This window comes from Phenylobacterium sp. (assembly GCF_030679875.1).
Classification (GTDB): Bacteria; Pseudomonadota; Alphaproteobacteria; order Caulobacterales; family Caulobacteraceae; genus Phenylobacterium.
In genome coordinates this window covers 21039-31929 of sequence record NZ_JAUXSP010000027.1, presented here as the reverse complement: position 1 = coordinate 31929, position 10891 = coordinate 21039, and the positions used below count along the sequence as shown (strand labels likewise).

Genomic DNA, 10891 nt, shown 5'->3' with positions numbered 1-10891 from the left:
CGTGAGCCTCCGGTGGGGGCCGCCTTGTCGGGGTGAGGTGGATGGCGATGCTGTGCTCGTAAGGACGTCCTTAAGAGCGCTCGTAGCTGCACAGCATGGCCCATGTCAGTTTGATCACCGGTCCGGAGCGCCGCCGCAGGTGGCGTGACGAGGAGAAGCTGGCGATCCTGGCCGAGGCGTTTTCGCCAGGTGCAGTCGTGACGGATGTGGCGCGCCGGCGCGATGTCGCCACCAGCTTGATCTATCAGTGGCGTCAGCAGGCGGCAGGTCTTGGCTTCGTGGAGGCGGTCGTCGCCGAGCCGGCGCCGCCGAGCAGTGCCGGTCCGGCGATCCAGGTGGAGTTGGCCAGCGCCCGCGTGAGCATTTCCCCGACGGCGTCGCCAGCCCTGGTGGGCGCGGTTCTCAAGGCGCTGCGATGATACCGATCCGCTCCGGCGTACGGGTATGGCTCGCCACGGGCCACACGGACATGAGGAAGGGGATGCAGGGGCTGGCCCTGCTGGTCCAGGAGCACCTGAAGCGAGATCCCCATGCGGGCGATCTCTATGTGTTTCGAGGCCGGAGCGGATCGCTGATCAAGATCCTCTGGCACGACGGCATCGGCATGTCGCTCTACGCCAAGCGGTTGGAGCGGGGACGGTTCGTCTGGCCCTCGACGAGCGGCGGCGCGGTGGCGCTGACCATGGCGCAGATGGGCTACATGCTGGAGGGCATCGACTGGCGTAATCCCCAGCACACCTGGCGTCCGAGCAGCGCTGGATGAGCGGCTAAAATAGTTCTGGGGACCTGCATTTAGGGGCGCCACACGCGCTCAAAAGTATGATTCCATCGGGGTCATGGAGAGCTTGGCCGCCCCTGTTCCGGACGATGTCGAAGCGCTGAAGACGGCGCTGGCGAGCATGCAGGCCGAGCGGGATGCAGCGTGCGCCGATCGTGATCTGGCCCGCGCTGATGCGGCCGTAGCCATCGCTGAGGCCGCCGCCGCTAAGGCTGAGCGCGCCGACAGCCAGGCGCTCATCGCCCATCTCAAGCTGCAGATCGCCAAGCTCAAGCGTGAGCGGTTCGGGACGTCGTCTGAGCGGACCAGCCGTTTGCTCGACCAGCTGGAGCTGCAGCTGGAAGAGCTGGAGGCCAGCGCCACCGAGGATGAGCTCGCCGCCGAGCAAGCCGCGGCCCGGGCGACCACCACGGTCAAGACCTTCACCCGCAAGAAGCCCTCGCGTCAGCCCTTCCCAGAGCATCTGCCGCGCGAGCGCGTCGTGATCGAGGCCCCCAAGACCTGCGCCTGCTGCGGTGGCGCGCGCCTGACCAAGCTCGGCGAGGACGTCACCGAGACGCTGGAGGTGATCCCCCGCCAGTGGAAGGTGATCCAGACCGTCCGCGAGAAGGTCTCCTGCCGAGACTGCGAGACCATCGCCCAGGCTCCAGCCCCCTTCCATGTCCTACCCCGCGGCTGGGCCGGCCCCAGCCTGCTGGCCATGATCGTCTTCGAGAAGTTTGGGCAGCATCAGCCGCTTAATCGCCAGGCCGAGCGCTACGCCCGCGAGGGCGTGCCGCTCAGCCTCTCGACCCTGGCCGACCAGGTCGGCGGCGTGGCCACGGTCCTGGCGCCGCTGGTCGAGCGCATTGAGGCCCATGTCCTGGCCGCCGAGCGCCTGCACGGCGACGACACGACCGTTCCGGTCCTGGCCAAGGGCCAGACCGATGTGGGCCGATTGTGGACCTATGTGCGAGACGACGCCCCCTTCAGCGGCGCAGGTCCGCCCGCGGCGATCTTCTACTACTCCCGCGATCGCAAGGGCGTGCATCCGCAAGGCCACCTGCAGACATGGAGCGGGATCCTCCAGGCCGACGCCTTTGGCGGCTACACCGAGCTCTACAAGCCAGGCCGATCTCCAGGTCTCATCGTGGAGGCCGGGTGCTGGGCGCACGCCCGCCGCAAGTTCTTCGAGCTGGCCGACATCGAGACCGCCGAGCGCCAGAAGGCCCGCGGCGAGAAGCCCAAGGCCGTCTATCCCAAGGCTCTGGACGCGGTGCGCCTGATCGACGCCCTCTTCGCCGTCGAGCGGCAGATCAACGGCGCAAGCCCCGAAGCTCGCCTGGTCGTCCGCCGTGAGCAGAGCGCGCCGATCCTCGCCGAGCTCGAAGCCTGGATGGCCGAGACCCGCCAGCAGCTCACCAGCAGCCACCACATCATCAAGGCGATCAACTACCTCAAGCGACGCTGGCCCTCCTTCATCCGCTTCCTGGATGACGGCCGCGTCTGTCTCTCCAACAACGCCGCCGAGCGGGCCCTCAGAGGCATCGCCCTTGGCCGCAAGTCCTGGCTGTTCGCCGGCTCCGATCGTGGCGGTCAGCGTGCGGCGGCCATGTACAGCCTCATCGCAACCGCCAAGCTCAACGGCGTCGACCCTCAGGCCTGGCTCGCCGATGTCCTCGCGCGCATCAACGACCTGCCGGCCAGTCGTCTCAACGAGTTGTTGCCCTGGAACTGGACGCCCACGGCGCTTGCCGCCTAAGCCACTTCCCGGCGTTTCACAGCCTAGCCGCCGCGGTCCTCACCGGATGCGTACCTTCCAGCGCTGCGCCGCTGTACACAGGAAGCCCCCCGTCACGCCTGACCCATGGTTCCAGATGGCCTTGAGCCCAGAGCGTCCAGCGCCACGCGTCGGCTTCAGCAGCGCCATCAGGAGGATACAGCGGCTCTGGCCCCACAGAGCCAAAGGTCTTGGCGAGGTAAAGGTTGATCGCAAGCGATTCCCCCAGGCAGTGGCCGTCATGGTCAATCGCCGGAACCGCGCCGAACGGATTCACCCGTCGGAATTCATCCGACTTGAGCCAGGGGTCTTCCCACGCAACGGAGACATGCCTGTATTCGATGCCCAGCTCCTCAGCGATCCACAGGGTGCGCATCGTGCGTGAGCGAGGTGAGCCATAGATTGTGAGCGCCATGGGCCAGCCTACGCGAGTCTCTCGCCCGACCGCCAGATGGTATGGGCGTGGTGCGGGGGTTTGAGGGGTGAGGTGGGCGAGCGTCAGCCTATCCGCTCGAAGGCCATCATCCAGTTGGTCTCCCACGTCCCGCCACCGTCGGCCGAGAACGCCTGCTCCCAGCGCGCGCTGATCGGGGTCATGTCAGACCAGATGAACCGCACGCAGATGGGCCGCCCATGGAGCGTGTCTTCGGCGAAGAACTGCCCGACTCCGTCCTCGAAGACCCCCTGCACCGGGGGATCGACGTGGCCAGAACGCCCGTCGTGCCACCAGATCGACCATAGGCCGGTCTGCGGGTCGCGACGCCGAAACGCCGCGGCGCGATAGGCGCCTGAGGGGTCGTCGAGAACCATGTCCTCGACGTTGCCCTCGCCCGCGAGCACCTCGACGGCGCGGCAAGTCCCGGAAAACGCGATCCACTCGGTGGCGCCCACAAGCCTCTCCGCGAGCTTGCGGTGATGGACGCGCCACTCGCCGGTCTGGAAACTGAAATCGCCCAAGGCCACATCCCCATCTGTGCGCGCCGGGAGATATCAGCGTCATGCTGCCAGCCTGATGTCAGCATGCAGCGATCAACAGACCGGGACTGGCTATGGGCGGAGAGGCCCAGCGCCTGAAGCCGAGCTATCCAGTTTCCCTAGAGCAGGCGTTCTAAACCGCTGAGAAGGGTGGGAAGCGGACGTGGGCTCCTGCGCCGAGTGGACGGCGTGGGCTGCCGCGTCCAAGCTCCTAGACTCTGTGTAATGCAAGCGGTGGGGGCCCGCTATGACCGTCCGGACTGCGCGATGTGCCTGTGGCGCGTGCCAAAAATTGAGGTCGAAGGCGAGCCGATCAGCAGCGGACTTTGCAGCTGTGACAACTGCAAGCGTCGCACCGGGGCCCCCTTTGGATGGTCGGTCTACTTCCGCGACGAGCAGGTCAAGAGGGTCGAAGGTCCGCTGACCGTCCTCGAAGGCATGGGCAAGCGTTGGTTCTGCGCAACCTGCGGCTCGACCCTCTATTGGAAGTCCTTTGGAGCGTGGAGACCCGGCCAGACCGGGTTCGCCGGAGGCTGCTTCGCCGATCCCACGCTGCCATCCCCCACTATCGCGGTGCGCTGTGCACAGGGGATGCCTTGGACTGGATACCCCGCTGGCTGCGCCCTGTTCGACGACATGCCCCCGAGCGCCTCAACTCCGCTGTCGTGAACGTCTGCAACGGGTCGAAAAGCGAGGTTGGCTTCGTCATCGAGACGGGGCCTTCGGCGGCTAGGGCGCCCACCGATCCAAAGGCAAGCTCGCCCGCTACGGCCAGGCGGTGCTGACCGTGGTGCGGGGGTTTGAGGGGTGAGGCGGCGCCTGTCCGCCGGGCCCTGAGGCAGGTCGCCATCTAAGCTTCCCTGACCAAGCCCCTGTACATAATTTTTGACATGTCAAAAATCTTCGACCATACTGAGCGCCTCATTGAAAGGAGCTGCCCGTGGCGGTGCGCGAGATTGTGGCCTGGGTGATGGTCGTCGTGTTTGGGGTGGCCGGGGCGTTTTGCCTGGCGTCGATCCTGGGGGCGGGGCTGGCGGCGGCGGCGCCGGAATTCGCCATCGGCGCGGCTGTCTTCGCGGTGACGGCTGTGATTGCTCTGGAGATCGCGCTTGCGATCTTCTTTCCGAAACAATCTGCGACGCCGCCAGATGAGCGCGAGCGGCTCATCGTCGCGCGGGCCGGTCATTGGGCCGGCCTGGCGCTCCTGGTCGGCGTGCTCCCGGCGCTAGGGCACTACGCCGTCCATGGCGACGGCAACATCATGTTCAACGTGATCGTGCTGTCGCTGTTTGTGTCTGGAGTGGTCGAGTACGGCTCCCAGATCATGTTCTTTCGGCGATAAGGCCGCGCGCCTTGCCTAAGCCCCCGCCCATTACGAACCGCGTCAAGGAACTTAGGGAGCAAGCTGGCGGGATGAGTCAGGTCGCGTTGGCGGAGGCCATCGGCGTCACCCGGCAGACGGTGATCGCCATCGAACAGGGTCGCTACTCCCCCTCACTGGAGAGTGCGTTTCGGATCTCCCGGGTGTTTGGAGTCGGCGTCGAGGAGGTCTTCGGCTGGAACGAAGGCATAGGCCGCCGCCTCACGCCGGATCAGGATACATGACGTGCGGCTCGGACAAGGGCTCCAGCGCCAGGGCCTCGACGATCGCCTGCGCCGCAGCCTCCGGCGCGAGCACCTCGGTGTCGATCACCAGGTTCGTCGGGATGGGCCGGTAGTCGGCCCCGCCGCCGGCGATGAATTTCCCCAGCACCTCGCGGGAGTGGATCTTCTTCGAGGCCTTTCGATCAGCGTTCTCCACCCGGCGCATCTGCGCCTCGGGGGAAACCTGGAGTTCGACGAAGACCACCGCGCCACCGTGGCGTTCGACCACCGCGCGGGTCTCTTCGATGAAGCTGTCCGGCACGGTGCGTTCCGGCGCGAAGGTGAAGATCAGCGGGCGGTCCTGGCGGGCGGCTTCCTCGAACATGGCCAGCCAGTAGAAGCTGCGCAGACGCACGAAGGGTTCGCTGCCGAACGAAAAGACCGAGGTCACCGCGTCCAGCACCAGGTGATTGTGGAACAGGGGGTAGTTGGTCAGGGCCGAAAGCTGCCTGGCCACGGTCAGCTTGCCGCAGGCCGCGGGCCCGTAGAGAAAGATCAGCTTCACCGCCGCCTCCGTCCGCATCGGGCGCAAAGCCTACCCCATGGGGCGCGGGCGCGCGCGGGGCGCGGCCACGAAAAACGGCCCGGGCCTTTGCAGGTCCGAGCCGTTCTTCAGATCAGTGATGCGATCAGAAGCGGTAGGTGGCCGCCATCCGCACCGAGTGGACGTTGAACTCGTCATTGGTGCGTTGGAAGTCCGTGCCCGCGCCGTTCACCGAGGTGAAGGGGCCGCCCGCCGGGCCGCCGCTGGCGCGGACGGTGTAACCCTCGTCTTCCAGGCGGGTGTAGAGGTACTCCAGGCCAAGGCTCAGATCACTGGTGATCTTGTGCTCGACCCCACCGCCCAGCTGCCAGCCATCGACCCATTCGTTGCTGTCGGACGTTTCGGTGAAGGTGTTGGCGGTGTTGGTGGTGGAGAAGTGGCGCTGCATGGCGCCGCCGGCATAGCCGCCGGTGATGTAGGGCAGGCTGTTCCCGACCGCATAGCCGACCCGAACCCGGGCGGCCAGCAGGCCATCGAGTTCACGGCTCATGGTGTAGGAGGCCGGCGTGGTGGAGAAGGCGGTGACGCTGTTCTTCACGTCGGTGCGCACCGCTTCGCCGAGCACGCCGGCGACGATATTGCCGAACTGCCAGTCATAGCCGGCGCGAACACCGAATTCCGGGCCATCGTCGTTGCCGCCGCAGGCGCTGGCCGGGGTGGGCTGATAGGTGCCGCCCGAGCAGAAGCCCGGGGAAAAAGCGTTGGCGCCGGTACCCGTGCGCACGGTGTCGCCATAGGTCCCGTCCAGATTGGTGTCGAACACGACGGTTTCATTGTCGTCGTCATTCTCGGCCTGCCAGCCATAGCCGACGACTCCGCCGACATAGGGGCCGGTCCAGTCGCTGGCCGATTGGGCCTGGGCGGCGGAGGCCGCGGTCAGGGCGCCAATGGCGGCGGCGGCGCAAAGCATGGTCTTCATACGGGTAATCCTCGTCGTACTGCGGGAAGCCCCCTCAGGCCTCGAACCGCAGACAACGCATCGGCGCGCACGCCGATGCCGCAGGGGCGCCCTTTCCCTGCGGCCAAGCTTTACTCAGCCACCGACTGTGGCCGATGGGTGACAGGGCCTAGAGGCGGGCGGGCAACACCACGCGCATGTCCTCATAGCCCTTCACGAAGATCGAATAGCTACGTTTGGGCTCGGCCAGGACCTGGATGTCGGGGAAGCGCTTCATGATCTCTTCCCAGATGATGGTCAGCTGCAGCTCGGCCAGCCGGTTGCCGACGCAGCGATGGATGCCGAAGCCGAACGACATGTGCTGGCGAGGCCGGGGCCGGTCGATGATGTAGGCGTCGGGGGTCTCGATCACCGTGTCGTCCCGGTTGCCCGAGACGTACCACATGGCCACCTTGTCCCCCTCCTTGATGGTCTTGCCGCCCATCTCGAAGTCTTGCGTCGCGGTCCGCGCCATGTGAGCCAGAGGCGTCTGCCAGCGGATGGTCTCTGAGACCATGGACGGGATCAGGTCGGGCTCAGCCCGCAGCTTGGCGTACTGGTCGGGGTTCTGGTTCAGCGCCAGGACCGAGCCGGAGATGGTGTTCCGCGTGGTGTCATTGCCGCCGATGATCAGCAGGGCGACATTGGCGTGGAAGTCGGCCATCGACATGTGCCGGGTCTCCTCCCCATGGGCCAGCATGGAGATCAGGTCGCCGGTGGGCTCGCTATTGACCCGCTCGTTCCACAGGCCGGTGAAGTAGCCGAAGCACTCCCCCATCACCTTGCGCAGTTCGGCGATGTCGGCCACCGGCCCATGGCCGGGCGGCGAGGTCATGGCGTCGGACCAGAAGGTCAGCTTGCGCCGCTCCTCGAAGGGGAAGTTGAACAGGGTCGCCAGGGTCATGGTGGTGAGTTCTTTGGACACCAGGTCGACCCAGTCGAATTCCTCCCCCACCGGCAGGCTGTCGAGGATGTAGCCGGCCCGTTCGCGGATCAGCGGGGCCATGACCGACAGGGCCATGGGCGACAGGGCCGGGCTGACGGTCTTGCGCTGCACGTCGTGCCGGGGCGGGTCCATGGCGATGAAGTTGGCGCCGGACGGGGCGTTCGGGTCGCGAAACCCTTGCGCGGCCTTGGGCGTGAGCGTGATCCCCTTGGCCGAGGAAAACACCTGGTGGTTGGAGTCCACCGCCAGAATGTCGTTGTAGCGGGTGATCGACCAATAGGCACCGTAGTTGCTGTCAGGCGTGTAGTGGACCGGCGATTCCTTCCGCAGCCGCTCGAAGGTCGGCCACATGGCGTCGTCGCGGAACAGCGAGGCCCGGGCCGGATGCAGCTCCTCGATCGGGGTCTCGTAGGCGACCTTGCGCGCCTGCGCCCGCTTGTCGCGCAGCACGTCCACATATCCATCGGCCATGACCGGTCTCCTGCCTTTGAGGGACGGAGGCTCTTGCCGGCCCCGCGCCCAAAACATTGCTAGCCCCCATGGAGCCGAACCAAACACGGTTCACCAAGGAGAAATGCGGGAGGCGGCCGTCTGGCCATCCCCGCCAGGCCCGTCACCCCCTCCAGGGCCGCGGCCAATGGGCCAGATGCGCAACCTCGATTGTTCAGGTATCAGCCGGCCATGACGCACGCGCCCGGCGCCCGACTGGCCCGCCTTTTGGCGGCGATGGCCATCGCCCTGCAGGTCCTCCTGCCGGGCTCGGTGGCGCTCGCTGGAACGGCGGGCGGGGATGTTTCGCCCCTGATTTGCGCGCCGTCCGGCCAGGTATCGGCTGAAGCCCGCGCCGCGGCGGAGCGACTGGCGCACCTCACGGGCGACGAGCGTCCAGGCGAGGCGCCGTCCGATGATCACTGCGCCCTGTGCACGGTTCCCTACGCCGCCGCCCCAGGCGACCGGACACTTTTCGCCGCCCCCTGTCGCTTCGCCGTTGAGGTGGAGCACGTCGCCAACCAGCCCGGGCTCATCCGCCGGACCCAAGGCCCGCCGCTTGGGTCACGGGCGCCCCCGCCTCGCACCTGAAAACCCCGACCCCGTCGCGGCCTGTTTTTGCAGGCCCGTTCCGGACGCGCGTCACCCGTGCGTCTGATTTTCAGTCTGCGAGACCTCTCAATGTCTTCGAAGCTTTTTCTGCCCCTCCTGGCCGGGGCGAGCCTGGCCGTGTTCGCGGCGCCGGCCCTGGCTCAAGGGTCCCCATCACCCCTGCTGGATGTGATCATCGTCACCGGCGCCCGGACCGATACGGCCACCGCGCTGAACATCACCCCTGAGGCGGCCCCCGTGCAGGGCGGCGACATCACCCATCTGACCGCCCGCACCCCCGGCGGCGCCCGCATCGCCAATGGCGAGCTATCGGGACAGATGCAGTATCGCGGCCTGTTTGGACAACGGCTGAACCTCCGTGTCGATGGCCAGCGCTTCGCGTCTGGGGGCCCCAACCTGATGGACCCGGTCTTTCACTACGCCCCCGGGCCGCTGGTGGCGGCCATCGTGATCGACCGCGGGGTGAGCCCGGTGTCGGCGGGCCCCGGGCTGGCTGGCGGCGCCGACGCGGTGTTCAAGCGCATCGGCTATGGGCCGGGCGGCGACGTCGCGCTGGGCTATGACCTCACGGTCTCTGGCCGCAGCGTCAATGACAGCCGCGCGGCGGGCGGCGTCATCGGGGGGTCGACCGAGACCTGGCGGTTCAACCTGCTGGGCTCCTGGGAGCAGGCGAAAGACGCCAAGTATGGCGACGGCGTGATCGGCGGGAGCGCCTTCGAACGCGGCGTCCTTGGCCTGTCTGCAGGACTCAAGACCGAGCTTGGCGAGGTCACGCTGGACGCCCGTCGCCAGAATACCGGCCCCTCCGGCAATCCCCCTTTCCCATGGACATCCTGTACTTCGATACGGACTTTGCCCGGCTGGGCTATGCGATGGACTTCGGCGGCGTCCGTCTTGAGGCCCGGCTGCATTACGCCGATGTGGCCCACCTGATGGACAATTTCTCCCTTCGCCCGGCGCCGACGCCGGCGTCGCAGCGGGCGTCCTATGCCGATGCGACCACCCGCGGGGGCGAGGTGTCGCTGGCCCTCGCAGCCTTCGGGGGCGAACTGGACGTCGGGGTCGATGGCGAGCGGATCGACCACGACGTCACCATCACCAACCCCAGCAATCCCGGTTTCTGGGTGACGGCCTATCCGAAGGTCAAGATGGGCCGGTTCGGCGGGTTCGCCCAATGGCGGGGCCAGACTTCGATCTTCAAGTCCGAACTAGGGCTGCGGGTGGATCACAACGCCTATGACGCCGGAGACGCAGGGGTCGGTCCCGCCCTGCCCATGGGGCCGCGCGAACTGGCCGCCGCCTTCAATGGCGCCCACCGGTCCGGGCAGGACGTGACCGTCGACGCCGTGGCGCGCCTCTGGACGCCTGAGGACGACGGCCTGTCGTGGCGGGTGACCCTGGCCCGCAAGCAGCAGACCCCAGGCTACATCCAGCGGTTTGGCTGGTTGCCAATCAACGCCAGCGGCGGTCTGGCCGACGGCAACATCTATGTGGGCGATCTTCGCCTCAAGCCAGAGACCGCCTGGATCGCCGAGCTCGGCTTCGACTTTGCCAGCCCCAGGGCCTACCTGCGCCCGACCCTCTATCTGCGGCAGGTCGATGACTACATCCAGGGCGCGCCCTATGACGCCACGCCCGGGCTCGCCGATACGCCCATCGAAAGGGTCGCGGCCATGAGCGGTGATCCGACGCCCCTGCGTTGGGACAATGTCGACGCGCGGCTCTACGGCTTCGACCTTGACGCCGGCTACGACTTCGACGGGCCGCTGCGCGTGGATGGCGTGCTGAACTATGTGCGAGGTGAACGCCGCGACGTCGACGACAACCTCTACCGCGTCGCCGCCCCCAACCTGACCCTGGGCCTGACCTGGGAGGCCAAGGCCTGGTCTGCGACCCTCGAAAGCCGCGCCGTGGCCCGGCAGGACAAGGTGTCTGCCACCAACAGCGAGCCGGCCACCGACGGTTATGTGGTGCTCAGCGCCTATGGCCATTGGCAGGTTCGACCGGGCGTCCGCCTGGCGGCGGGCGTCGAGAACCTGCTGGACGAGGTCTATCAGGACCATCTCGCCGGCTATAACCGCAACGGATTCGGCGATGTCCTCCTGGGCGCCCGGACCCCGGGCCCCGGCCGCGGCGCCTTCCTGCGGCTGAGCCTCTCACGCTGACCCGAGACCTGGACTGGGCCCGGCAGCCGCCGGGCTCGGTCT

Annotated in this window: 14 protein-coding genes; 9 read left to right on the top strand and 5 right to left on the bottom strand. The window is 67.1% G+C overall.

What is annotated here, in order from left to right; genetic code table 11:
* The first annotated feature begins 95 nt into the window (after window positions 1–95).
* The 3 genes from Q8K84_RS15930 (at window position 96) to Q8K84_RS15920 (ending at window position 2519) form a co-directional block, all read left to right on the top strand.
* The gene (locus Q8K84_RS15930) at window positions 96–419 is read left to right on the top strand and encodes a transposase (protein WP_305283686.1); all 324 of its coding nucleotides are present in this window, start codon (window positions 96–98) and stop codon (window positions 417–419) included.
* On the top strand, window positions 416–763 hold the full coding sequence (tnpB, locus tag Q8K84_RS15925; protein ID WP_305283684.1) for an IS66 family insertion sequence element accessory protein TnpB: 348 nt from the start codon (window positions 416–418) through the stop codon (window positions 761–763). Before Q8K84_RS15930 ends, tnpB begins: the two co-directional genes overlap by 4 nt.
* 73 nt (window positions 764–836) lie before the next feature.
* Window positions 837–2519, top strand: coding sequence for an IS66 family transposase (locus Q8K84_RS15920; RefSeq protein ID WP_370867882.1), 1683 nt, complete (start codon window positions 837–839; stop codon window positions 2517–2519).
* A 16-nt stretch (window positions 2520–2535) separates the two neighbouring features.
* Here Q8K84_RS15920 and Q8K84_RS15915 read toward each other — a convergent pair whose 3' ends face one another.
* Window positions 2536–2952: a glutathione S-transferase family protein gene (locus Q8K84_RS15915; RefSeq protein WP_305283683.1), complete on the bottom strand. Its 417-nt coding sequence runs from the start codon at window positions 2950–2952 to the stop codon at window positions 2536–2538.
* 83 nt (window positions 2953–3035) lie between these two features.
* A complete protein-coding gene (locus Q8K84_RS15910; protein ID WP_305283682.1) occupies window positions 3036–3494 on the bottom strand; it encodes a DUF1579 domain-containing protein in 459 nt (152 codons plus the stop codon).
* A gap of 243 nt (window positions 3495–3737) precedes the next feature.
* Here Q8K84_RS15910 and Q8K84_RS17455 point away from each other — a divergent pair, with 243 nt between their 5' ends.
* From Q8K84_RS17455 to Q8K84_RS15900, 3 genes are all read left to right on the top strand, one after another.
* Entirely contained in the window at window positions 3738–4181 is a 444-nt protein-coding gene (locus Q8K84_RS17455; protein ID WP_370867881.1) for a GFA family protein, read from the top strand.
* A gap of 271 nt (window positions 4182–4452) precedes the next feature.
* A complete protein-coding gene (locus tag Q8K84_RS15905; protein ID WP_305283681.1) occupies window positions 4453–4854 on the top strand; it encodes a hypothetical protein in 402 nt (133 codons plus the stop codon).
* An 11-nt stretch (window positions 4855–4865) separates the two neighbouring features.
* Window positions 4866–5117: a helix-turn-helix transcriptional regulator gene (locus Q8K84_RS15900; protein ID WP_305283680.1), complete on the top strand. Its 252-nt coding sequence runs from the start codon at window positions 4866–4868 to the stop codon at window positions 5115–5117.
* Here the strand turns inward: Q8K84_RS15900 and Q8K84_RS15895 are convergent.
* The 3 genes from Q8K84_RS15895 to Q8K84_RS15885 all read right to left on the bottom strand — a co-directional run bounded on the left by Q8K84_RS15895 (window position 5095) and on the right by Q8K84_RS15885 (window position 8054).
* The gene (locus Q8K84_RS15895; protein WP_305283679.1) at window positions 5095–5661 is read right to left on the bottom strand and encodes an AAA family ATPase; all 567 of its coding nucleotides are present in this window, start codon (window positions 5659–5661) and stop codon (window positions 5095–5097) included. The genes Q8K84_RS15900 and Q8K84_RS15895 overlap by 23 nt on opposite strands.
* A 124-nt stretch (window positions 5662–5785) precedes the next feature.
* Window positions 5786–6619 carry an outer membrane protein gene (locus Q8K84_RS15890; protein ID WP_305283678.1) on the bottom strand — a complete coding sequence of 278 codons (834 nt, stop codon included), beginning with the start codon at window positions 6617–6619 and terminating at the stop codon, window positions 5786–5788.
* 148 nt (window positions 6620–6767) lie between these two features.
* Window positions 6768–8054: a cytochrome P450 gene (locus Q8K84_RS15885; RefSeq protein ID WP_305283677.1), complete on the bottom strand. Its 1287-nt coding sequence runs from the start codon at window positions 8052–8054 to the stop codon at window positions 6768–6770.
* A gap of 210 nt (window positions 8055–8264) precedes the next feature.
* On the opposite strand from Q8K84_RS15885, the gene Q8K84_RS15880 reads away from it, so the two are divergent.
* The 3 genes from Q8K84_RS15880 to Q8K84_RS15870 all read left to right on the top strand — a co-directional run bounded on the left by Q8K84_RS15880 (window position 8265) and on the right by Q8K84_RS15870 (window position 10849).
* Window positions 8265–8663 carry a DUF2946 family protein gene (locus Q8K84_RS15880; RefSeq protein WP_305283676.1) on the top strand — a complete coding sequence of 133 codons (399 nt, stop codon included), beginning with the start codon at window positions 8265–8267 and terminating at the stop codon, window positions 8661–8663.
* 90 nt (window positions 8664–8753) lie between these two features.
* Entirely contained in the window at window positions 8754–9617 is an 864-nt protein-coding gene (locus tag Q8K84_RS15875; protein WP_305283675.1) for a hypothetical protein, read from the top strand.
* Window positions 9509–10849 (top strand): TonB-dependent receptor domain-containing protein, encoded by a 1341-nt coding sequence (locus Q8K84_RS15870; RefSeq protein ID WP_305283674.1) that lies wholly within the window; start codon window positions 9509–9511, stop codon window positions 10847–10849. Before Q8K84_RS15875 ends, Q8K84_RS15870 begins: the two co-directional genes overlap by 109 nt.
* Window positions 10850–10891 lie beyond the last annotated feature (42 nt).